This is a genomic window from Halarcobacter mediterraneus, assembly GCF_004116625.1.
Lineage (GTDB): Bacteria > Campylobacterota > Campylobacteria > Campylobacterales > Arcobacteraceae > Halarcobacter > Halarcobacter mediterraneus.
This window is the reverse complement of record NZ_NXIE01000001.1, coordinates 353,293-374,965: the sequence shown is the minus strand read 5'-3', so window position 1 is coordinate 374,965 and position 21,673 is coordinate 353,293. Positions and strand designations below refer to the sequence as shown.

Below are 21,673 nucleotides of genomic sequence, written 5' to 3'. Positions count from 1 at the left end.
AATTGTAATATTTTATAGTTTTATAGAAAAAGTGATAAAATAGAACATAAAATAAGTATTAAAAAGAATAAAATCAGTTAATAACTATTATAATGCGACCTAAGAATTAAAAGGAATTTTATATGGCATATCAATATAAAAAATTAGATCATAAGAAACTTTTTCACGATACATACAACCCAAGATTACCAATATCACTTCACGATTCAAGCCAAGAAATGGTTTATAAATATATGCTTCTTGAAGCAGATGTATTATCATTAATTGAAGCAATAGGTAAAAATGGATTTTTCCCAGGAGAACCAATTATTGTTGTACAAGAGGGAGATGAATTTAAAGTTGTAGAAGGAAATAGAAGATTATCTGCCGTAAAACTTATAGATAACCCTAACTTAGCACCTGTGTTAGTTGATAGAGTTAAAGAGGCCGTTGAATCAATATCAGATGAAATTAAAGATTCTTTATCAGAAATACCTTGTCTTATTGCAGATAGTTCAGATGATATAGAAAAAGTTGATAAATTTTTAGGTTTTAGACATATAACTGGAACTAAAAACTGGAAATCATTAGAAAGAGCTAGGTACTTAAATAAAATGTATAATAGAGTTAAATCAGAAAACCCTGATGATACAGATATTGAACTTCATAAAGAAGTAGCAAAATTAATAGGAAGTAAAAGTGATTATGTTAAAAGAATTCTAGTTGGTTTCGAGATTTATAAAAGAATTGAAGATAAAAAGTTCTTTAAAATTAACAATGGAGACTTAAATGATCAAAATTTTCACTTTGTTAATTTAGCAGACTCATTAAATAGAAAAAATATTTTTGAATACCTGGGTGTTGACTTTAAAAAAGAAGATCCTATTGAAGAACTTAATTTAGAAAACCTTGAATTATGGACTAGATGGATTTTTGAAAAAACAAGTGGAACAAATACTAGAATTAAAGGTTCAAGTTCAGACTTAGGTAAATTAGATAAAGTACTAGCTTGTCAATCTTCAAAAGATGAATTTATATTAAAAGAAAAGACTTTAGATGAAGCATTAGTATTTGCACAAGATAATGATGTACTATTTGATTCATTAATTAAAAAAGCAATTTCAAATTTAGAAAATTCAGAGAAACCATTACATAGTATAAAAGAGTTTAACTTTGAGTTAGAAAATAATCTTTCTACAATCTTATCAATTTGTAAAAACTTAAATAGAATTAATAACTCTAAAAAACAAGAAGAAGACAATGAGTTCACACTTTCATAGTAAATTTATAGAATATACAAGGAATATGCAAGATTATCTTGCAATTACAGCAAGTGGCACAAATTTAATTTATAATCATAAATTAGATCAAATTGAACTTTATTCTTTCATTTATAATACAGAGCTAACTTCAAGTGATGTTGCAAGAATACTAAATATTCAAGTTGATACTTCATCAGAATTTGGAGAAGAGGAGATTGTAGAAGAAAGAGATGATGCAGAATCTAAAACTGATTATTTTTTTGCACTACTAAAAGAAAGAAGAGATCTTTTTGAAGAAGACTATCCTTTTATAATAGAAAATGACTATCATTCAATTAAGTTAAAACCTTCTTTAACAAATAAACAAAAAATTTATATTGTTCTATTATGTTCATCTAATTTAAAAAGATTTAAAGAATTTCAAAAAGATCTAACAAATGATTTTGAAAAAATTTCATATTATTCTTTTCAAAATAAATTTGGAGGAATAGGAATAGTTAAAGAGTTTGGTAATAATGAAGATTATGATGAAAATAAAACAAAAGACAAAATTATTAGTTTAGCAAGTGAATTAAATGTCAAACCAAGAACAGACGTAATTGAAAGACATATTTCAACATATTCAACAAAAGATAGAGGTTTAGATTTAGCTGTCTGGTCACCATTTAAAGACAAAATACCAAATATGTTTATAATGCTTGTACAATGTGCAAGTGGAGCTAATTGGAAAACCAAATTAGCAGAAAATAGAAAAATTTGTACATTTTTAGATGTTAATAAAACTATTCTGAATTTTGGATTTGCCATACCCTTTGAATTTAGTAATTTTAAAGATGAATTTGAATTTCTAGATGATATAGAAAGTTCAGAGAGTATTATTTTTGATAGAAGTAGAATTCTCGAAAGTATAAAAGAAGAAAATGTAGTTGATTCTTTTCAAATAATAGATAAAATATTAGAAACAAATTTTCATTACGAATAATCTAATATATTTTTGAAAGTAATATTAGGATTAATCTTTTGTTCTTTTTTCCATTCTTTCTTTATATGATTTTCCTGATCATATGAAGGGAAAAATTTTTTCTCTATTTTATCTGGATTTAAAAAATATTGTACTGCAAATCTTTTTCTTGTTTCAATAGAAAAATACTTTCTTACATCTTTTTTTAGCAATTTATTTCTGTAAAATAGTCTAGCTTCTTTTATTTGTTTTTGAAGATCTTTCTCTAAATCGGTAAATCGTAATTTGATTTTATACTTTCTCGCTTCTTGAAAGGCTTCTAAATTAAGATCACCCTCATGAATCCATCTTAATTGAATATGATAAATTTCATCTTTTGTTATAATCTCTTCTTTTAATTGAGACTGTAATTTCAATAATTCTTTAAAAAATCTTTTTCTTAGTTTTAAAGTTAGACCTTTTGGCATTGTCATTCCAAACTTAGGATTTGATTCATCTCCCTTATTATAAAACTCTTGACCCTGGTGTCTATGGCTATAGGGATCTCTTGTGAACTCCCAACCTTTTTGAGTTTCATCCCAAAAACTATCTCTATATTTTTTATATAAATCTATATTTTCATATCCACTTTTCATAAGACCATCAAGACTTTTATCTTTGTCTCTTACCATATAACATTGCCAACAACCAAACCTAGAAACACCACAACCGATTTTTCCCTCTTCTATATGCTTTCCACCTGCAGCAACAAAAGTACATTCATGAGTATCTTTTCCACTTGCATCACTATATATTTTCCAAAGAAAATCTACATTTAAAAGTTCATTTGTTTGTTTAAATAGATATTCCCATACATCTTTTGTAGTCCAATCTTCAATAGGCATTAAATTACTTGCATTTTTATATCTATCATTTAATTTAAGATTTGTTCCTTTTACTGTTTTCTTTTCAATTCTTGCATCTCTTGAAAAGCTTTCATCTCTTCTTGTACCAATAACAGATATGAATTTACCGTTAGGGAAATTTGAAGTAATCTCTTTATCAATAGGAAATACTTTTAATTTATCAGTACACCATCTTAATTGATTTGATGGTGGTGGCATACCAACCCCTAAAAGCTGTACATTTAGAGTGTTTTTTAGTTCAGGAGTTACTTCTTTTACTTTTACAGGTAGATTATATTGATCTGAATAATATTGTATAGATTTTAAAGATTCTTCTAAATGTTTTAATACTGGTGGTAGTTCCGCTAAAGTATTTGAGTTTAGAATTAAAATTTCTTTATTAAGATCTATATTTTCATTAACCAATTCTTGAAGCATTTTAATAGTTAAATAAACAATTACACTACTATCTTTACCACCACTATATGCCACACAAAATGGTCTAGGGTCTTTTAAATAATAGTGTTTAAGAATTTTAACAGCTAATACTTCTTTTTCTGCTAATGTTATGTCATTTGTACTCATGTCATATTGTACTGAAAATACGATAATCCGTAAATTAAATATAGATTTTAATTTTATATAATAGTAGTATTTTATAAAAGAAAATTAAATAGAAATTATTTGCTCTTTTTTTATTCCCAAATCATATGAATTATAAAATAATTATATTATATAAGGGTTTAGTAAATAGTTAATTAAAGGACAATAATTTAAATTATTTCTATGCCTAAAATCGTGCCTATTATATTAAAAAAGAAGTAAATAAAAATTAGTTTATATTGATATTAAAAATTTAAAATATAGGTTTTACAGAAAATTGAAATAATGAGGTATTCTCATAATAAACGCGAATCTTCATTAATTTAATTCCTCTTCTTTTAATACAATCTATTATACAAAGTTTATATTTTATTTAGTATTTAAAGAAATAATTATATATTTATTTTCAATGGAATACGATTTAGTCCTTTAAATAGCATTAATTGAACGACTTCATCATAAGTTAGTTCATTTTCTATTTCACAAGCTCTAGGAAAGTAACTAGATCCTTTTGTCATCCCAGGGACTAAATTAGCTTCCATAAAAAAGCAATCACCTTTTTTATTTGTTTTTATATCTATTCGTCCATAATCTCTAACTCCTAAACCTTTAAAAGAATCAATTGCTAATTTTGTTAATTTTATTTTAATTTCATTATTATTAATTTTTTTAAGTTCTTCTGAATCATCTTTTTTTGCTTTTTGTCCTAAAATTCTTAAGCCATTTGTCGATATTAAGGGTAATATTTCTATTGCTGAAGTAAGTAGCCCTCCATTTACTGTTTCTATTATTGAAACAGTAAATTCTTTTCCATCTAAATACTCTTCAACAAGTACTGGTATTTCATATAAATCATAAAGTGATTTTACTTTTTTTTCAAACTCATCAAAATTTGTTACAAAAGAAAGATCATCAATTCCATTTCCATTTGCTGCATCAATTGGCTTTAAAAATAAGGGAAATAAAATAGGTAATTCTTTTACAGACTGAAATTGATTAGGAATTGCCGTAAAATAATCTGCAGTTTTTATTCCTTTCCTCTTTAAATATTCTTTTGCAAGAACTTTGTTTGAATCAAATTTTAATATTTCCACAGATGAAGCTGTATAATTAATAGAATACTTATCAAAATATTCACTTAACCAAAGATTAGTACCATCTTCTAATACTAGATACTTTACTGCTAATATTACTAAGTCAGGATTTCTATCTACAACCTTTTTTAAATCTTTTTTATTTTTACAAACCATTAATATAATGTTATGTCCCATTTTTTCTATTGCTTCAAGTATGCTAAAACAAGATTCAATACTTCCAAATCCACTCTCTTTTAATTCTTCATTTGAAGTAGTTAAAATTTCAATATACATCGATTTTTTCCTTAAAATATGTGTAACAGTTTTTTTATAATATTTAATTTTAGATTGTTATATTAAGTATACACTGTAAAAAAAGCTTAACAAGAATTAGTTTTTTGTTAATTAAAGTAGATCTAAGCTTTGTAATAGATTATTTATATATTTTTATAAAATTACAAAAATAGAATAAAAATACAGATCAAGTATTATTATTTCCTTATATTATATCTTAATTTAAAGAAATAAAATAAAAATATGTTAAAATTAATTTTTAATTTAATTTATATTTTAAGGTGTATTAGTGTCTATTTTTGCTTTACAATCTTTAGCTGGTGGTTTTTTAGATGAAGATTTAGAACATTTTAATAAAATTTTTGATGATTGGTGTGTTCAATTTGATACTTATGAAGATGCTATGAATATAGTTGAAACTCTAGAAAATCAAGAAGCAATTGATATTGTTGAAATAACACCTTTAAGTTATCCCAAATATTTTTTCAATAATCTTCAAGGTACTATTCATGCTACACGACAAATTGATGATGAAATTATCTGTATTGTAGAACCATTTATGGGTTCAAGTTTTAGAATTGCTATTTGTAATCTAAAAACAAAAAATGTAAAACTTACAAAAACTCACTATAAAAATATTCCAAGTATTGAAAGTGCTTTTGCTAGTTTTAGAGAATAATATTTAACTTAACTCTTTATTTTTTCTAAAAGTTTTGGCATAACTTGCCCTATTTCATGAAACTTATAATTAAAACTTTCTACTACAATATTATATAAATAGTGTTTTTTATATTTTTCATGCCATTTTAATTCTTTATTTTCATACAAGTTGTAATATTCAAACCTTAATTTATAAGCTTCTTTTTCAATTTCTTTTTTCATTTTGATATTATATAGATTCTTATTTAAAATCTAACTTTTTATAGAAAAAAAGTATAAAATATTGATAATTTTTAAATTATTATAATTATCATAGTGATATAATGATAATAATAAAAAGGATTTCGTTTGGAACTAGTAGAAAAAATTATAGAAAAAAATAATGAAAAAGAACAATTATTATCCTTATCAATCTTTATTAAAGTATTAAAAGAGGTACTTTCTCCTTCTATAGATTTTAATAATGATGAAGAAACTAATTCTTTTATAAATAAAGTTTCCAAAAATCCTCAACTACTTTTAACAAAACAATCTATGAATGAATTAAAAGAAATTACAAAAAATAGAATAACATCAGATAGAAAAATACTTCAAAATAAAACTGATGATATTGTAAAACTTAGTTCGTTGATGGAGCGATATTTTGATAAAACTATATTAGAAAGCTCAAATTCAAGTGAAAAAATTCATAAAATCAAAGATGAACTTCAAGAATTAAATATATCCAATGCATCACAAAGAGAATTAGGACAATTACAAAAAAGACTCATTGATACTATTTATAATATTGAACATTCAATGGAAGATAGAAGAGAAGAACTAAATAATAATAAAGAAAAATTTTTAAACCTACATAAAACAATAGAAAGTTTACAAGAAGAATTAAATCTTGTCAAAAAGGAAAAAGCTACAGATTATTTAACTTCTGTTTTAAATAGAAGGGCTTATCAAGAAGAAGTTGAAAAAATAGAAAAAAAATATGAAATATTTAACTCTTCTTATGCAATTGTTTTTTATGATATCGATCATTTTAAAAAAATAAATGATACTTATGGACATAGCTGTGGAGATGAAGTTTTAAAGACCTTTGGAAAAGTACTAGATAAACTTACAAGAAAAGAAGATACTATTGCAAGATATGGAGGGGAAGAATTTATAGCTCTTGTAAATTATGATAAAGAAAAAGAATTATATAAATACATAAAAAGAGTAAAAAGTTTAATCGAAAGTACTGAATTTAAATATGAAGATATTACTATTAATTTAAAATTTAGTGCAGGAGTTAGTTTTAGATCAAAATATAAAAACTATTTAGAAACAAAGAAAAAAGCAGATTCTTTATTATATAAAGCAAAAAAAGAAGGTAGAAATAAAATTGTATTTGATAATGGAATAGAGCTTTAAACTCTATCCCATAGGATATAAAATATCTTTTTGAACTTTTTCTATTTCATTCATCAATTCTTTATCTATTTTAAAATCAAATGCTGCAAAAGAATCATCTAATTGATTTAACTGTCTTGCTCCTATAATTGTAGAAGCTATAAAATCAAAATGCATAGAATAAGCAACAGCTAAAGTAACAGGAGAAATTTCATATTCTTGAGCTAATTTCATATATCTACTTGTAGCTTCAAGTGTTTTTTCATTTACAAATCTATCTGCCATAGATTGAACTCTTTTACTTTTATTTTTCATATAAATACCAAACCTAGAATCTTCAGGATAAAAACCTCCATTGTATTTACCACTTAAAACACCTCCAGCCATTGGAGAATATGGAAGTAGTGAGACATTTTCTCTTTTACATACATTTGCTAGTTCATCATGAAATCTTGGATTTAAAAGTGAGAAGTTATTTTGAATAGATTCAAATCTTGCATACTTATTATACTTTGAAACTTCATTTGCTTTTGTTAAACCATAAGCACTATCATTCGAAGTTCCAACATATCTTACTTTTCCTTCACATACTAGCTCATCAAAAGCTTTCATACTCTCTTCTACTGGCACAACTGTATCTGGCCAATGCATCTGATAAAGATCTATATAATCTGTTTGAAGCTTTTTAAGACTTTGTTCTACTGCTCTTTTAATATGAAATGAATCAATTGCAGTCAAGCCATGCCTAATTGGAGGTACAAACCAACCAGAAGCTGCACCTGCTACTTTTGTAGCTAAAATAACTGAGTCTCTAGGTTTTGTTTTTAACCATTCCCCTACTATCTCTTCTGTAATTCCTGTAGTATCTGCTTTTGGTGGCACAGGATAAAGTTCAGCTGTATCAAAAAAGTTTATTCCTCTATCGTATGCTTTATCCATTATTTTAAAAGCTTCTTCTTTTGTTGTTGTAGAACCAAAAGTCATAGTTCCTAAACAAATTGGTGTAACTCTTAAACCACTTCTTCCTATATATCTATATTCCATAAATAACCTTTCTTAAAGAAAATTACTCCATTATACATATCTCTTTTTTAAACATATGTTTAATAGTCTCTTTTGCAACTAAAAAAACTATAAAAGTTGTAACAAATGCTAAAAAATATGATAATACTGAATAAAACATAAAAGAAGTTAAATGAAACATTAAAATTGTAGCTAAAGTAACAGCTGCCATAGGAAATGTAAATGCCCACCAAGAAATAAAAAACTTAATATTAATATAATTCTTATACATTACAAATACTAAAATTGTAAAAAATAATGCCAAGCTATAAAGAATATGTGCAAAGAAATCTAATGAACCATTTGTTAATTTAATATATGAGATAAAACCAATTGCTGGTGGGGCAATAAGTATAAATAAAGTTGGCATAAATTTTGCAGCAAACTGTTTATGAAAAATTATTCTATTTAATATAATTGCAAATAAAACTATCCAAAAAAAGATTCCTATAGAAAAATAAAAATATAATATAGAATCATCAACAAAACCTTTTCCAGCAATTGGAACAATAATATTACCAACTATAGGAATAAACCAAGCTGGATTTGAATGATGCATTTCTAAATTATTGTTTATCCAATATTTAATAGTGTAAAAAGTAAAAAATATATGAACTATTGCTCCTAAAATAAAGAAACCATGTGATAAATCAGGTACACTTTTTTGATAAAGTAAAGATAATAAAAGCATAGAAATAGATAATGCTGCAAAGAAATTTACTCTAATTGGATGAGATAATTCTTTTATAACTTCTTCTTTATATTTAAGTAGCTTCTTTCCATAAAAAAATAAAATTATAAAAAATAAAGCTGTTGATATATAAGTAAAAATAACAGCTACAACACTAGGAAAATACAAAAACTCTGTAAGACGAGTAAAAACTAAAGAAAGCCCAGAAAACCCCATAACAACTGCAAACATCATAATAGGGAAAAACTGTAATCTATCTGAAGGGATAGCTGTAATAGTTTCAGATTGTTTCATTTAAAATATCCTTTGACAAAATAAGTTATAATGGTTTGATTAGGAAGGAGAAGAATGGCTAATAAAAAACCAATCATAGATTTAAAACACAAAAATATAGAGTATCAGGAAAATAATCAAACAATAAAACTAAAAACTTTTAATAAAAAGAATATGACCATTGACATAACAATTTATGAAAATGGTAAATACATGAAAGATAGTAATATTGTTTTTGCTCATTTACCTAAAAGTATTAAATCTTTAATCAAACCATTATAATAAACAATTATATATCATTTAAGTTAAAATTATTATTAATCCAACTTATTAATATTTATAAGATTTACTTATAATTATGCCTTAAAACTTTCTAAATATAAGATAGAATATCTACTTTTTTCATATTCTATATTTGTTAAAATAGAGTGAATTAACTTAATTGTTCCTCCATGGGAACATACTAATATTTCTTTGTCTTTAGGAAGTTCAGATAAAAAAGAGTTTACTCTTTGTTTATACTCTTTTATAGATTCTTTAGCAATAAACTTATGCCAAGACTCAAAAGAAGAGAGATATTTTTCATCATAAATAGGCATCTTTGAAATTTCATCAAAAGATTTGCCTTCAAACTCATCTTTAAACTTTACTTCCCTTAGTCTTTCATCTTTTTTATATGAAAAATTTAATAAATCTAATGTTTGAGTACATCTTTTTAAATCAGAAGAATAGACTAAATCATATTTTTGTTTTTGTAAATTTTCTATCTTTTTATAGTCTACAAGTAAAGTATCAATTTCTAAATCAATATGTCCGTTATAACACTTTTGATTTTTTAAAGGTAGAGGAGCATGTCTTAGAAAAGTTATATTTGCCATATTAATTTAACCAAAATAGACAAACAGTTATAAAAAGTACAATCTCGACAAACTCTAAGTTAAAACCTAAAGTATCTCCATTTAAAAAACCTAAGTTTTTTTCTAAAAATAGTGAGAAAAGAAAAGTGAAAACTAAAGCTATAAAAAATAGAGTAAAAGCTTTAAAACCAATAAGAACTAAACATACTATAAAATAAAGAATAAAGGCTGTTTTAAAGCTAGTAAATGAACTTTTCATTAATCCTACAAAAGAAGATTTAAACTCATTTGTTTTTGTCATAAACTGAACTGATACTCTACTTATAATAGCTATTGCAATTATCTCTAAATACATTTGATTTAAAAAAAGCATTGTTAAAGCTGCTACTTTAATACAAACAAAACCTAAAGCATATAAAAAGCCCATAGCTCCAATTGTAGGCTCTTTTATAACTTCATAGGCATCTTTACCACTATGTTTAGCATATAAAGCATCTACTACGTCTAAGATAGCTTCTGTATGAATAAAACCATAAAACATCATATACAAAAAAGCACAAATAATTGCCCCAAGATAAGATAAATCTTCTAAGAAATAAAAAACAATACAAGCCCCTAGAGATAAAATAGCTCCCACAAGAGGAAGAAAAAACATAAGATAGTTTATAATCTCTTTTTTTGATAAATCTACACTATTATCAAACTTTATTGGTATTATTGAAAAATAACTAAAGGCAAACTTTAGTCCTAATATCAAATCTTTATTCATTTATTCTCTTTCTTCTATTTCATCTTTAATTTTTTTCACATCAAGTCTACTCTCTAAAGAGCTTATAAAACTATCTATATGCTCTTTTTTATAAGCTTTAAAATCAAACTCTTTGTAATCCTGGTGTAAATTTTTAAAAAGATAAGTTCTAAATTCATCTGAATCAAAAACTGCATGCACAAAAGTTCCGCATATATTTTTATTTTTATTTTCATAAAAAAGTGGATATTTATTGCTTTTTCCATGGTGTATTTCAAAACCTTCAAGCTGTACACCAAAGATTTCATAGTTTCCTTTTTCTAGTGTTTTCTCTTTTTTAAAAAATATCTCATCATCTATAAAGCTAAAGCCCTCTTCTTTTGTAGCTTCATTATTTTCTAAAGCATAGGAGTCTATAAGAGTTTCAAACATCATTTCATAACCACCACAGATACCTAAAAGTTTACCTTCATATGCTTTTACTCTATCAAATAGTCCATTTTCTTTTAGCCATTTTAAATCTTTGATTACAAGTTTAGAACCAGGCATTATTACCATATCAAATTTATATAAAGAGATATTTGTCTTTACAAACTCTAAGTTTATTTGCTCATGGGCTATTAAAGGCTCAAAATCATTATAGTTACTCATATATGGATAAAAGATAACTGCAATATTCAAAATAGCACTTTTACTATTTTGAGCATAGTTTTTCAAGCTTTGTGAATCTTCAAAACCTAAGTTAAAAGGTGTATAAGGCAATACTCCTAAAACTGGTATTTTAAAATCTTCTTCTATGATTTTAACACCTTCATCAAAAAGAGTTAAATCTCCTCTAAACTTGTTTACTATTACGCCTATTACATTCTTACGAAGTTTTTCGGGTAATAAATGATAAACCCCATAAATAGAAGCAAAGACTCCACCTTTTTCAATATCTGCTACAAGTATGATTTTTGTATTAAACTCATCAGCTATGTAAATATTTGAAAGGTCTTTATCCATAAGATTAAGCTCTACTGGACTACCTGCACCTTCACAAACTACACAGTCATACTTTTCATTAAGATAGTTAAAACATCTATTTACAGCTGGTTTAAGTAAGTCTAAATCTCTATAATACTCTCTTACATCTTTATTTGTTACAACTTTCCCTTCAACTATAAGTGAAGCTGAACTTCCACGTCCTGATTTTAAAAGTACTGGATTTAGATGATAAGAAATAGGAACTCCTAAAACCTTTGCTTGAAAGTATTGAGCTACTGCAATTTCACTTCCATCATCACAAACAAAAGCATTATTAGAGACATTTTGAGCTTTGAAAGGGGCTACACTATATCCCATGTTTTGTAGAATTTTTGCTATTACAAAAGTAATTGTAGATTTACCTGCATCGCTACTTGTACCAAAGATTGAGATATTTTTCATTTCTTTACTTTAATCTACTTGCTAAACCAAGCTTTACTTCATAAACTTCATCACAAATTTGAGCTAATTTTTGCCCAACAATTCCTGTCATATCTACAAACTTTCTACTTTCACTATCAAAGGGAATGATTCCAGAGTTTACATCATTTAATACAAAAATAATATTCGCATCAAGCTTTGAAATTTCTTCTAATTGATTTATTAAATACTCTTCATTCTGCTTAATATTGTTAAATAGCCACATTGACATACAATCTACTAAAAAAGTATCTTCTTTTTTTGATTTGCTTAATACTTTTATTAAATCCTTTGATTCCTCTATTGTAGTAAACTGCTCTTTTCTTTGAAGTTTATGCTTATCAATTCTTTTGTGCATTTCTTTATCGTTAAAACTATTATCATAAGTTGCTAGATAATATGGTTTTTTAGAACTTATTTCTAAAGTTTTTTGTTCTGCAAGATTTGATTTACCAGACTTTTGTCCACCAAAATAAAGAATTTTCATTTTATTTCATTTATCCCAATAGGCTTTCTATTTTTTTAGTAAGTTCTTCTTTTGAAATACCATTTAAAAGTGCATAAGTTAAAGCAGTTCCTGCTCCAACACCCTCTTTAGCTTCACCTTCATCATAAAGTTTTAAAGCAGGATGCTCTGATAAAGAAAAATCAAAATCTGCATAATAGGCATTAATTTTTAAATCATTTAATTCTAAAAGTGCTTTTATATCACTTTTTTCATCTTCATAAACCCATTTTGTAGTACAAAGAGCAAGATTAGAAGTTTCTAAATGTCCTTGCATCTGTTTTAAAATTGAGTTTACAATCAATAAGGCACAAGCCATTTGAGTTCCACCGGCTAAGATAAATTTTGTTTGATTATTCAAACCCAAAATAAACCCTGCTATAAAGATAAGCATATTATCAGATACTTTTGATAATCGTGTAAAAATATCATCTCTCTCATCAATATTTTCTAAGGCTTTTTCTATAGTTTTATTTCTAATATCATCTGGTACATTTTTAAAACTACTGCTAAAAAACTCTTTACATTCATAGCCCAAAGCAAGTGCAGTTGCTGCAGCTGTTGTAGTTCCTGAAGGAACTGATTCAGCTAGAATTATATAATCATCTTTACACTCATACTCTTGTCCAAAATCTAAACCTCTTTTAAATACATCCATTGTATCAATATTTGCATTCAAAGAAATATCTTCTGAAGGGGCAAGATTAAAATCATGTATTTTAAAATAATCAACTTTAGGTAAAACTTCTAAACCTAAATTTAAAAGTTCAATATTTGAAAAAGGTTTTAAAAGATGTGTAGCTCTAGTTATTAAAGCAGGAGTTGGTACACCTTTAGGAGTTTGAGCAATATTTTCTAAACTCCTAACTTTACCGCAAGTTAAGAACTCACTATCTAGTGTAGGTGTTAAATATATTTTTCCTGGAATTCCAGCTTGTGTAATATCTTTTATATCAGCAGTTTTTGTATTGCTTAAAGCTAACATAAAAGTTACACTTTTTCCCCTTAAAAACTCTATATAATCATTTGTTCCAAGAATGTTTTTTATCATTATCTTTCCTATAACTTAGTAATATCATTAAGAGTTCTTTTCTTTTCCCAGCCAATTTTTTTCAACTCAGGTTCATCTAAAAACTCTTTTACATATCCAACTGTTAAATATGCAATTAATTTATAATCATCATTTATACCTAATATTTTCTTAATCTTTTTTGCTTTTAAAATACTAACCCAGCCCACTCCAATACCATAAACTCTTGCCATAAGCCAAAAGTTTTGAATAGCACAAACAACACTGTACTCTCCAACTTTTTTTTGGGTAGTTTGCCCTAAAACATCTTTTTTAGGCTTTTTATATAAAACGGCAATATTTAAATATGATTCTTTTATACCCTCAAGTTTTAAATTTGGATATATTTCATTTGTTTTAAAAATCTTTTTTGCTTTTTTATTTTCTTTTAAAAAGTTTTTATAGACTTTTTCTCTTTTTTTATTATCTTTAACAATTATAAATTTCCAAGGTTGAGAAAAACCTACTGAAGGAGCATTATTAGCAGCTTCTAATAGTTCATTTAAAATCTTATCATCAATTTTTTTATTTAAAAATCTATTTCCTCTTATATCTCTTCTTGATGATATTATAGCTTTTAGTGAAGAAATAGCCTTATTATTAAATTTATTCATTTCTATCATAAAAATCAATAAATAATGTCATATATTTATCAACTTTTTCTTTTTTATAATCCAAAATTGTCTCACCTTTGTAATTTAGATTTTCAAAGGTATATATATCATTTTTTTCTTTTATTCTATCTGTACTCATACCAATCCTTGGTCTCATATAAACAGTTGTAAAAGGAACTTTACTTTTATGTAAAGGTCTTATAAGAAAACTACTATCCCCTACACAAAGTGGTTTTTTAACTTTTGCAGAAGCATGGGAAAAAGAAGTAACTCCTGGGATAACTTCACTTTTTTCATAAATTTCTTTATGTTGTTCTTTAATAATATCTAATAAATAGTAAACTGTGCTATAAACAGCACTATCCCCTAAAGTTACAAAAGATAAATTATCGTATTTTTTAAAAGAGTCTTCGATTATATCTACTTGCTTTTGCCAATCTTCTTGTTTAAAATTCATTGGAGCATATACAGGAATAATATCTTTTTCAAAAGCATATTCCTTCATAAGTTTTTCTACTATTTTAAAGGTCATGGATCTAGTAAAACTATTATCAGCACTTTTTGTAGGGACACATATTGCATCACAATTTTGTAATGCTTTTAAAGCTTTTATAGTAATTAATTCATAATCTCCAGGACCTAAAGAAACCATATATAGTTTTTTCATTATTAATAACTCATAACTTTATGACTAACACCAAGCATTTTAAATGATTCTTTGATATTTTTCAAAAGGATTTCTTGTGTTTGAGGCAACTCTAAAAGGTTAAAATTTTCACTTTTTGTTAAGGAAGATGCAATAAAAGATTCAAAGGTATCACTTAAATCATCTTTTATCTCAAACATATCTTTTATATAATGATTTCCACTAACTAAAAGTAAAGGTACAACTTGAACTTTTTTAAAGCCTTTTACTTTAATTTTTTGTTTTATTACCTCATTAATTTCAAAATAAGGGAAAGCTCCTTCTAAGGAACAAGTAAAGTTTCTTTTATCAATCATTTCAAGTAAATCACTTGTATAAGTTATAGAATCAATTCCAATAGTATTTAATTTTGGTGTTCCATGAATAATATATAGATTTGCAGTATCTTCTTTACTCACTTGTTCATTTAAATTTTTTAAATATGAAGTTGTATCTTTTGTAGTTGTTAATAAAGCATTAGTAATACCAAGATTTCCCAGAGAAAAGTGTTTAAATCCATCAACAATTTTCTTTAAAAATTCATGTTCATCAGTAGGATAAATATTTACAGAAACTACTACTACATGTTTGTATCCTTGCATATCTACATCAGAAAGAGTTTGTGGAAGGTTTTTATAATTCTCTTTTTTCTTTTTCTTTAAAAGTTTTATTACCATTCTTGATGAAAAAGAAGTAAATACCTCACAATCAGGAAACTCCTCTTTTACTTTATCTTCTAAGTCTAAATATTTTTGTTGTTCAATAACTGAACCAAAACAAGCTAATACAATAGCTCTTTTTCTATTGTAGTGTCTAAATCTTTTCATCTTCTGCCTTTAGTAAAATTAAACCATCTTTTTCTAATCTATAAATTTTTTTACAAACTCTTTTTGCAAACTCTAAATCATGTGCTATTAGCACTACACTACCTTTATATAAAAGAATTTTTTCTTCAACTCTTTTTTTCATTTTCTCATCTAAGTCATTTAAGGGTTCATCTAAAAGTAGTATTTTAGGATTTGATAAAATGCAAGCACAAAAAGCTACAACTCTTTTTTGACCACCTGAAAGTTTTATTGGAATCTTTTCTTTTAATTGGGAAATATTAAACTCTTCTAAAAGTTCTAAAGCTTTTTTTATAGAAAAATCATAGTTATCTGTTTTATTATAAAGATTAAATGCAATTTCTTCAAGAACACTTGAAGTTAAAAAACTATCATCACTATCTTGAAAGAGATAAGCTACTTCAGAATAAATACTATTAAAGTCTTTTTCAACTTTCATTGATTTTTGTAAAATATCTATTTGTCCTTCAAAATCAACTAATCCTAGAATAGTTCGAAGAAGTGTAGTTTTTCCAACTCCATTTTCTCCTAATATCGCTATTTTTTCATTATCTTTCAATTCTAAATTAATATCTTTAAAACAATGGGTTTTTATATTATTTAATATAATAGACAAAAATCACTCCTAAAATAGAAAAAATCAAAGATAACTCTATTTTTCCTATTATTATTTTTTGACTAGGAAATAAACTATTATTTCTAGTTCTTAACCTAATAACATCCTCTACTTTTTGCATTTTATTTATACTTATATAAATTAGAAAAGCAAAAAGTTCTCCATATGTTTTAAAAGTTTCTAATGAAAATCTAAATTTAAAACCTCTTATTTTCAAAAGTTCTATTAATCTTTTTGCATTTGATAATAAAATCTCAATATATTTAACTGTAAAGAAAAATATTAAAGAGAATTTATTAGAAAATTTTAGATTATGTAAGGCTTTATATAATTTAAAACCATCAAAATCAAAACTCAAAGTAAACCATAAAATTAAATTTGCCCTAATAAAAATCAATAAAGCCAAATAATATTTTTCTTCAAAGAAAAGAACAATAACCATCAAAACAATAAAAAGATTTACTTTTAAAAGTTTTTTTAAAATAGCTAAGATATCAACTCTTAAAAGTAAAGCTTGTACAAAAATAGGAATTATCCATAAAATAGATAATTCCTTTGCTGTAGCAATAAAAAAACTGTAAAAAAACAAAGAAATAAAAGCAATAGAATAATCTATTGTTTTTTTCTTACAAAAAGTTGCCATATACCAAAAATTCCTAAAATATATCCTAGCCCTACTAACATCTTTTCTAAAGTTGATTTATTTTTTTCAATCATTGCTTCTATTTTTGTGTTTTGTTTATTTAATTCACCTCTTACAATACTTCTAATTGTTGCTTCATCAATTGAAGTAAATTGTTTTGTTTCATTATTTTCTATAATTTCATTTTCTGTAAGATCTTCTTCTAAAGCTTCAATAGACACAACACCTTGATGCCCCATTCCACCATCTACATAAATAGTAAAAGGTGCTTTTAATTGAACTTTTTCTTCTATAAAGCCTTTATCATCAAGCTTTCCTGAGTAAATTATTTCATTACTCTTTTTTAAAGTAAAAGAACATTTATGACAAGGAGAACCATCACTAAAGTATGCTTCAATGAATAATTCTCCATCTTCATAAGCTGCTGTAGCACTTAAAGAGTGTGCCCATAAAAAAAGAGGAAGAAATAAAGCAATCAATATTTTTATAATCATAAGTTAAGTCCTTTTATTTGATATTTTTTTAAAGTTTTAAATAAAAAAATCATAATAAGTCCTTCAATCAAAGCAAGGGGAAGGTGTGCTATAACTGCAACTTTTGCAACAGTAAAAAACTCTTCATTACTAAACATTAAAGCAACTGCTATTCCAAAAGAAGTAATAATTATTGGAACAAAACCAACAATAAAAGACATTAAAACAAAAGGTAATTTATTATTTAAATATTTAAAAAGATAATAAGCTACTAATGCCCCAACTCCTGTATTTAAAGTATTTACGGCTAAGGAACTAAGACCTCCAAAACCAATTAATAAAGCTTGTAATAACAAAGCAATAAGTAGGGCTGTAAAGCTATGCCATCCTAATAGCATACCGATAATACCTAACATCATAAAATGGATACTTGTTACACCAATGGGCAAATGTATAGTTGAAACAACAAAAAACAATGCACTAACAAGTGCAACTTTTGATATATCTTCATAATCTATTTTTCTTATACTATTAATAATTAAAGGTATCAAGACTATAGAGGATGAGACTATTACTGGAGTGGATAAAACCCCTTCACTAATATGCATTTTATTTCCTAATTTTTGTAAATTTTTCTATGCATTAAGTATAGAAATTTAATATTTATTAAAATTTAAAAAATAAGGGAGGGTCTAAAGAGTTTATTTCGTTTTCGTAAGCTTTCTTATGGTATAACATATTGATTTCAATTTTAGATAACTTATTAATTGTCGAGAACATCGCAATTGTTGACAATTTAAAGTATCGTTTATTATAACCTCTAAGATTTTTCATAGCTGAATTATAGCTAAAAAAAATAATATAGAGGTAAAAGTGAATTCTATTCTTATTTCTGCTGTTTCATCAAATCAGGGGAAAACTATTCTTTCTACTGCATTGTTATACTACTTTAAAAATAGTGTAAGACCTTTTAAAATTGGTCCAGACTATATTGACCCACAATTTCATGAAATAGTTTGCAATACAAAATCAATAAACCTTGATACCTTTATAATGAATAAACCCCAAGTAAAATGGCTATTTAATAAATACTCAAATAAAGAAGTATCTATCCTAGAAGGAGTAATGGGCTTTTATGATGGTATGGATAAAGGCTGTTCAGCTTATGATGTAGGAAAACTATTAAATACCCCCACAGTTTTACTTCTTGATGCTAGTGGTTCATATATAACTATTAGTGCTGTATTAAAAGGTCTTAAAACCTATAAAGAAGATAATACGATAAAAGCTGTAGTTTTAAATAAAGTCTCTTCAAAAATGCACTTTGAACTAATCAAAAAACAAATAGAACAAGATTTCCAAGGTGAAAATGAGATAAAAGTTTTAGGCTGGATAAAAAAAGATTTACAAAGTTTAAGAGACACTCACTTAGGCTTAGATTTAAAAGATGCAAAAAAAGAGGTCTTAGAAAATATTTCTAAAGAGGTTTTAGAGAATATTGATTTAGAAACTTTAAAAGAGATATCTTTATATAAAAAAGAAGCTATTACTAACTACCCCTTTGAAGAGATAAAAAAGATAAATAAAAAAGCTACTGTTGTTTATGATGAAAACTTCTCCTTCTTATACCACGATAATTTAGAAACTTTAAAAGAGTTATTTGATGAAGTAGAGATTATTAGTTCAACAAAAGATGAAAAGATAAGCTCTAATAGTGATTTTGTCTTTATCCCAGGGGGTTATGTAGAAACAAAAGAAGCCTATGAAAGAGTTAAAACTTCTCAAAACTTCAAAGCATCATTAATTGAGCATGCAAACAAAAACAAACATATCTATGCAGAGTGTGCAGGACTTTTATATCTAAGTAATAGTGTAGATGATAAAGAGATGGCAAAAATCTTAAAGGTAAGCTTTTCACTTGACTCTAAAAGAGTACGACTTGGCTATTACCATAGTCAAAGTGGTTTAAAAGGTCATGCTTTTCACTATACAAAACCCCTTGATACTTCTTTGGGCTGTGATATTTTAAGTAAAAAGATTAACTCAAAAGGTGAAGTAGGAGCTTGGAAGAAAAAAAATGTATATGGAACTTATCTGCATACAATGTTTAGAAATAATATAAATATATTAAAGGATTACTTTGGAATTTAAACTAGAACAACCACCAATAAATATAGGTGCTGATATTTCAAATAAATCATTTGAAATGATTAGTGAAGAATTAAAAGATTATGAAAAGATAAATGAATTTGATAAGGGACAGCAAGAGGTAATAAGTAGACTTATTCATACTACTACTTGTTTTGATGAAGTATTAAACAATATCTACTTTTCAAAAGATGCAATTAAAAAGGTGCAAAAACTACTATTAAACAAAGCAAAAATAATAGTTGATGTAAATATGATAAAAGTTGGGCTTAGTGACTTTTATCTAAAACAATATGAAAATGAAGTTGTATGCTATATCAACGAACCATTTACTTATGAGATGGCAGAAAAAAATAAAACAACAAGAAGTTATGCAGCTGTAGTGGAAGCTATTAAGAGACACAAAGATGAGCCTTTAGTACTTGCTTGTGGAAATGCCCCTACTTTTATCTATGCTGCAATTAATACGTTAATAGAACAAAAAGTTGCTTTAAACAATGTTGCTTTACTACTATTTCCAGTAGGTTTTGTAAATGTTGTTGAATCAAAAGCTTATGGTAGAAAGTTCTGTGACCATTTTGATGTGGCTGGGATTATTATGGAAGGAAGATTTGGAAGTTCTACTATGACAGTAGCAACTCTTCATGCAATCTATAAGCTAATCAAAGATTATGATAAAGATGAGAAATATAATGGAAAATAAAAAAGAAGTACTTTACAACACAATGGGTAGTGTTGTAGCAGAAGGTTTTACTTGCAAACCAAAACAGTTTGATGCAAATAAACCTATTATGCACTTTAAGACTCAACTTTTTTTATGTGATGATGAGAGATGTTCAAAAGCTCACAAAGGTAAAGATGTAGCAGCAACTTTAAGAGAAGTTATAAAAGAGTTAAACCTATCAAAGGGTGAAGAAAGAATCAAAGTTGTAAGAACTGGTTGTTTTGGAGCATGTAGATTTAGGTCTGTTGCAAATATTTACGAAAATACACAAAGAAATGGATATTTAGAAAATAATGCTATTTGGCTTAAAAATGTTCATAGATATGATAAAGAAAAGTGGATAAAATTATTTAAAACATTAAGCAATAATGAAAAACTTGACATGAGTGAATTTAAAATAGTTCCAATGTCAGAAATGGACACATACAAAAATGATTAAAAAAATATATCTAGTAGGGGCAGGACCTGGAGAGTTAGATTTACTAACAGTAAAAGCTCTTAAAATAATAAAAAAAGCAGATGTAATTTTATATGATGCCTTAGTAAATGAAGAGATTTTCCAGTTCTGTAAAGAAAACTGCCTAAAAGTAAATGTAGGAAAAAGAAAAGGTAAACACCTAAAGCAACAAGAAGAAATAAATGACCTGCTAGTTGAATATGCAAAAACCCATGAAGTAGTTGTAAGACTAAAAGGAGGAACTCCTTTTGTTTTTGGTCGTGGATATGAAGAAGTTAGAGCTATAAAAGAAGCTGGCTTTGAAGTAGAAGTAGTATCAGGAGTAAGTTCAACAACTTCTGTACCAGAAAGTTTTATGCTACCACTTGTAGATAGAAAGTTCAATGACTCATATAGAACTATCACAGGACATGATATTGATGTTTTCAAAAGTATTGTTAAATCATACCATGAAAGAGAAAATCTAATTATTACAATGGGTGTTTACAAAATCAAAAATATTGTTGAGTATCTTCTAAGTATTGGTTTTCCAAAAGATTTACCTATTGCAGTATTAAGTAGAGGAACAACAAACGATTCTTCACAAAAAATATTTTCTCTTGATGAGGTAAATAATCAAAATGAAGAGTTTTTTGAAGATTTAAAAAAATTAACTCCAGCGATACTATTTATTGGAAGAACAATTCACGCAATGAAAGAGATTCAATAATAGTTT

Annotated in this window: 26 protein-coding genes; 9 read left to right on the top strand and 17 right to left on the bottom strand. The window is 26.1% G+C overall.

Features of this window, described 5'->3' with window-relative positions:
* Positions 1-122: 122 nt before the first annotated feature.
* A complete protein-coding gene (locus CP965_RS01940) occupies positions 123-1,259 on the top strand; it encodes a ParB N-terminal domain-containing protein (RefSeq protein ID WP_129060344.1) in 1,137 nt (378 codons plus the stop codon).
* Positions 1,240-2,223, top strand: a complete 984-nt coding sequence (locus CP965_RS01935) for a hypothetical protein (protein WP_129060343.1) — start codon at positions 1,240-1,242, stop codon at positions 2,221-2,223. Before CP965_RS01940 ends, CP965_RS01935 begins: the two co-directional genes overlap by 20 nt.
* Here the strand turns inward: CP965_RS01935 and CP965_RS01930 are convergent.
* Positions 2,214-3,671: a phosphoadenosine phosphosulfate reductase domain-containing protein gene (locus CP965_RS01930; RefSeq protein WP_129060342.1), complete on the bottom strand. Its 1,458-nt coding sequence runs from the start codon at positions 3,669-3,671 to the stop codon at positions 2,214-2,216. The two genes, CP965_RS01935 and CP965_RS01930, sit on opposite strands and share 10 nt — an antisense overlap.
* Positions 3,672-4,081: 410 nt before the next feature.
* On the bottom strand, positions 4,082-5,059 hold the full coding sequence (locus CP965_RS01925) for a D-alanine--D-alanine ligase family protein (protein WP_129060341.1): 978 nt from the start codon (positions 5,057-5,059) through the stop codon (positions 4,082-4,084).
* A 289-nt stretch (positions 5,060-5,348) separates the two neighbouring features.
* On the opposite strand from CP965_RS01925, the gene CP965_RS01920 reads away from it, so the two are divergent.
* On the top strand, positions 5,349-5,738 hold the full coding sequence (locus CP965_RS01920; RefSeq protein WP_129060340.1) for a hypothetical protein: 390 nt from the start codon (positions 5,349-5,351) through the stop codon (positions 5,736-5,738).
* Positions 5,739-5,746: 8 nt separating this feature from the next.
* Here the strand turns inward: CP965_RS01920 and CP965_RS01915 are convergent, their stop codons facing one another.
* Complete coding sequence (locus CP965_RS01915; RefSeq protein WP_129060339.1) at positions 5,747-5,941, bottom strand: hypothetical protein; 195 nt, start codon at positions 5,939-5,941, stop codon at positions 5,747-5,749.
* Positions 5,942-6,067: 126 nt separating this feature from the next.
* On the opposite strand from CP965_RS01915, the gene CP965_RS01910 reads away from it, so the two are divergent.
* Positions 6,068-7,123 carry a GGDEF domain-containing protein gene (locus CP965_RS01910; RefSeq protein WP_129060338.1) on the top strand — a complete coding sequence of 352 codons (1,056 nt, stop codon included), beginning with the start codon at positions 6,068-6,070 and terminating at the stop codon, positions 7,121-7,123.
* 3 nt (positions 7,124-7,126) lie between these two features.
* Here the strand turns inward: CP965_RS01910 and CP965_RS01905 are convergent, their stop codons facing one another.
* On the bottom strand, positions 7,127-8,146 hold the full coding sequence (locus CP965_RS01905) for an aldo/keto reductase (protein WP_129060337.1): 1,020 nt from the start codon (positions 8,144-8,146) through the stop codon (positions 7,127-7,129).
* Between the two features lie 22 nt (positions 8,147-8,168).
* Positions 8,169-9,149 carry an SLAC1 anion channel family protein gene (locus tag CP965_RS01900; protein WP_129060336.1) on the bottom strand — a complete coding sequence of 327 codons (981 nt, stop codon included), beginning with the start codon at positions 9,147-9,149 and terminating at the stop codon, positions 8,169-8,171.
* Between the two features lie 54 nt (positions 9,150-9,203).
* Here CP965_RS01900 and CP965_RS01895 point away from each other — a divergent pair, with 54 nt between their 5' ends.
* A complete protein-coding gene (locus CP965_RS01895) occupies positions 9,204-9,410 on the top strand; it encodes a malate dehydrogenase (RefSeq protein WP_129060335.1) in 207 nt (68 codons plus the stop codon).
* A gap of 74 nt (positions 9,411-9,484) precedes the next feature.
* Here the strand turns inward: CP965_RS01895 and CP965_RS01890 are convergent, their stop codons facing one another.
* Genes CP965_RS01890 through CP965_RS01835 form a run of 12 tightly spaced genes read right to left on the bottom strand, consistent with a single transcriptional unit; the run spans position 9,485 to position 18,237 of the window.
* Positions 9,485-10,006, bottom strand: a complete 522-nt coding sequence (locus CP965_RS01890) for a histidine phosphatase family protein (protein ID WP_129060334.1) — start codon at positions 10,004-10,006, stop codon at positions 9,485-9,487.
* Between the two features lies 1 nt (position 10,007).
* Positions 10,008-10,754 carry an adenosylcobinamide-GDP ribazoletransferase gene (locus CP965_RS01885; RefSeq protein ID WP_129060333.1) on the bottom strand — a complete coding sequence of 249 codons (747 nt, stop codon included), beginning with the start codon at positions 10,752-10,754 and terminating at the stop codon, positions 10,008-10,010.
* Positions 10,755-12,161 (bottom strand): cobyric acid synthase, encoded by a 1,407-nt coding sequence (locus tag CP965_RS01880; RefSeq protein WP_129060332.1) that lies wholly within the window; start codon positions 12,159-12,161, stop codon positions 10,755-10,757.
* 4 nt (positions 12,162-12,165) lie between these two features.
* The gene (locus CP965_RS01875; RefSeq protein WP_129060331.1) at positions 12,166-12,666 is read right to left on the bottom strand and encodes a bifunctional adenosylcobinamide kinase/adenosylcobinamide-phosphate guanylyltransferase; all 501 of its coding nucleotides are present in this window, start codon (positions 12,664-12,666) and stop codon (positions 12,166-12,168) included.
* Positions 12,667-12,676: 10 nt separating this feature from the next.
* A complete protein-coding gene (gene cobT, locus CP965_RS01870) occupies positions 12,677-13,735 on the bottom strand; it encodes a nicotinate mononucleotide-dependent phosphoribosyltransferase CobT (protein ID WP_206732231.1) in 1,059 nt (352 codons plus the stop codon).
* A gap of 8 nt (positions 13,736-13,743) precedes the next feature.
* A complete protein-coding gene (gene bluB, locus CP965_RS01865; protein WP_129060804.1) occupies positions 13,744-14,367 on the bottom strand; it encodes a 5,6-dimethylbenzimidazole synthase in 624 nt (207 codons plus the stop codon).
* On the bottom strand, positions 14,360-15,034 hold the full coding sequence (locus CP965_RS01860) for a precorrin-2 C(20)-methyltransferase (protein WP_129060329.1): 675 nt from the start codon (positions 15,032-15,034) through the stop codon (positions 14,360-14,362). Before CP965_RS01860 ends, bluB begins: the two co-directional genes overlap by 8 nt.
* 2 nt (positions 15,035-15,036) lie before the next feature.
* Positions 15,037-15,879, bottom strand: coding sequence for a sirohydrochlorin cobaltochelatase (locus CP965_RS01855; RefSeq protein WP_129060328.1), 843 nt, complete (start codon positions 15,877-15,879; stop codon positions 15,037-15,039).
* Positions 15,866-16,513 carry an energy-coupling factor ABC transporter ATP-binding protein gene (locus CP965_RS01850; protein WP_129060327.1) on the bottom strand — a complete coding sequence of 216 codons (648 nt, stop codon included), beginning with the start codon at positions 16,511-16,513 and terminating at the stop codon, positions 15,866-15,868. Before CP965_RS01850 ends, CP965_RS01855 begins: the two co-directional genes overlap by 14 nt.
* A complete protein-coding gene (locus tag CP965_RS01845; protein ID WP_129060326.1) occupies positions 16,494-17,156 on the bottom strand; it encodes a hypothetical protein in 663 nt (220 codons plus the stop codon). Before CP965_RS01845 ends, CP965_RS01850 begins: the two co-directional genes overlap by 20 nt.
* On the bottom strand, positions 17,126-17,650 hold the full coding sequence (locus CP965_RS01840; protein WP_129060325.1) for a hypothetical protein: 525 nt from the start codon (positions 17,648-17,650) through the stop codon (positions 17,126-17,128). Before CP965_RS01840 ends, CP965_RS01845 begins: the two co-directional genes overlap by 31 nt.
* Entirely contained in the window at positions 17,647-18,237 is a 591-nt protein-coding gene (locus CP965_RS01835; RefSeq protein ID WP_129060324.1) for a CbiM family transporter, read from the bottom strand. Before CP965_RS01835 ends, CP965_RS01840 begins: the two co-directional genes overlap by 4 nt.
* Before the next feature lie 265 nt (positions 18,238-18,502).
* Here CP965_RS01835 and CP965_RS01830 point away from each other — a divergent pair, with 265 nt between their 5' ends.
* Genes CP965_RS01830 through cobA form a run of 4 tightly spaced genes read left to right on the top strand, consistent with a single transcriptional unit; the run spans position 18,503 to position 21,667 of the window.
* Complete coding sequence (locus CP965_RS01830) at positions 18,503-19,780, top strand: cobyrinate a,c-diamide synthase (protein ID WP_129060323.1); 1,278 nt, start codon at positions 18,503-18,505, stop codon at positions 19,778-19,780.
* Positions 19,770-20,480 carry a precorrin-8X methylmutase gene (locus CP965_RS01825; RefSeq protein WP_129060322.1) on the top strand — a complete coding sequence of 237 codons (711 nt, stop codon included), beginning with the start codon at positions 19,770-19,772 and terminating at the stop codon, positions 20,478-20,480. Before CP965_RS01830 ends, CP965_RS01825 begins: the two co-directional genes overlap by 11 nt.
* Complete coding sequence (locus CP965_RS01820) at positions 20,470-20,940, top strand: (2Fe-2S) ferredoxin domain-containing protein (protein ID WP_164970977.1); 471 nt, start codon at positions 20,470-20,472, stop codon at positions 20,938-20,940. The genes CP965_RS01825 and CP965_RS01820 overlap by 11 nt, the downstream gene beginning before the upstream one ends.
* Complete coding sequence (gene cobA, locus CP965_RS01815) at positions 20,933-21,667, top strand: uroporphyrinogen-III C-methyltransferase (RefSeq protein WP_206732230.1); 735 nt, start codon at positions 20,933-20,935, stop codon at positions 21,665-21,667. Before CP965_RS01820 ends, cobA begins: the two co-directional genes overlap by 8 nt.
* Positions 21,668-21,673 lie beyond the last annotated feature (6 nt).

What these genes read in the sequence shown, in the direction of transcription:
- CP965_RS01895 (WP_129060335.1), top strand. Translation starts at nt 9,204, where the DNA reads ATGGCTAATAAAAAACCAATCATAGATTTAAAACACAAAAATATAGAG.
- CP965_RS01915 (WP_129060339.1), bottom strand. Translation starts at nt 5,941, where the DNA reads ATGAAAAAAGAAATTGAAAAAGAAGCTTATAAATTAAGGTTTGAATAT.
- cobA (WP_206732230.1), top strand. Translation starts at nt 20,933, where the DNA reads ATGATTAAAAAAATATATCTAGTAGGGGCAGGACCTGGAGAGTTAGAT.
- CP965_RS01935 (WP_129060343.1), top strand. Translation starts at nt 1,240, where the DNA reads ATGAGTTCACACTTTCATAGTAAATTTATAGAATATACAAGGAATATG.
- bluB (WP_129060804.1), bottom strand. Translation starts at nt 14,367, where the DNA reads ATGAATAAATTTAATAATAAGGCTATTTCTTCACTAAAAGCTATAATA.
- CP965_RS01940 (WP_129060344.1), top strand. Translation starts at nt 123, where the DNA reads ATGGCATATCAATATAAAAAATTAGATCATAAGAAACTTTTTCACGAT.
- CP965_RS01875 (WP_129060331.1), bottom strand. Translation starts at nt 12,666, where the DNA reads ATGAAAATTCTTTATTTTGGTGGACAAAAGTCTGGTAAATCAAATCTT.
- CP965_RS01880 (WP_129060332.1), bottom strand. Translation starts at nt 12,161, where the DNA reads ATGAAAAATATCTCAATCTTTGGTACAAGTAGCGATGCAGGTAAATCT.
- CP965_RS01930 (WP_129060342.1), bottom strand. Translation starts at nt 3,671, where the DNA reads ATGAGTACAAATGACATAACATTAGCAGAAAAAGAAGTATTAGCTGTT.
- CP965_RS01845 (WP_129060326.1), bottom strand. Translation starts at nt 17,156, where the DNA reads ATGGCAACTTTTTGTAAGAAAAAAACAATAGATTATTCTATTGCTTTT.
- CP965_RS01840 (WP_129060325.1), bottom strand. Translation starts at nt 17,650, where the DNA reads ATGATTATAAAAATATTGATTGCTTTATTTCTTCCTCTTTTTTTATGG.
- cobT (WP_206732231.1), bottom strand. Translation starts at nt 13,735, where the DNA reads ATGATAAAAAACATTCTTGGAACAAATGATTATATAGAGTTTTTAAGG.
- CP965_RS01820 (WP_164970977.1), top strand. Translation starts at nt 20,470, where the DNA reads ATGGAAAATAAAAAAGAAGTACTTTACAACACAATGGGTAGTGTTGTA.
- CP965_RS01900 (WP_129060336.1), bottom strand. Translation starts at nt 9,149, where the DNA reads ATGAAACAATCTGAAACTATTACAGCTATCCCTTCAGATAGATTACAG.
- CP965_RS01890 (WP_129060334.1), bottom strand. Translation starts at nt 10,006, where the DNA reads ATGGCAAATATAACTTTTCTAAGACATGCTCCTCTACCTTTAAAAAAT.
- CP965_RS01835 (WP_129060324.1), bottom strand. Translation starts at nt 18,237, where the DNA reads ATGCATATTAGTGAAGGGGTTTTATCCACTCCAGTAATAGTCTCATCC.
- CP965_RS01885 (WP_129060333.1), bottom strand. Translation starts at nt 10,754, where the DNA reads ATGAATAAAGATTTGATATTAGGACTAAAGTTTGCCTTTAGTTATTTT.
- CP965_RS01905 (WP_129060337.1), bottom strand. Translation starts at nt 8,146, where the DNA reads ATGGAATATAGATATATAGGAAGAAGTGGTTTAAGAGTTACACCAATT.
- CP965_RS01925 (WP_129060341.1), bottom strand. Translation starts at nt 5,059, where the DNA reads ATGTATATTGAAATTTTAACTACTTCAAATGAAGAATTAAAAGAGAGT.
- CP965_RS01855 (WP_129060328.1), bottom strand. Translation starts at nt 15,879, where the DNA reads ATGAAAAGATTTAGACACTACAATAGAAAAAGAGCTATTGTATTAGCT.
- CP965_RS01860 (WP_129060329.1), bottom strand. Translation starts at nt 15,034, where the DNA reads ATGAAAAAACTATATATGGTTTCTTTAGGTCCTGGAGATTATGAATTA.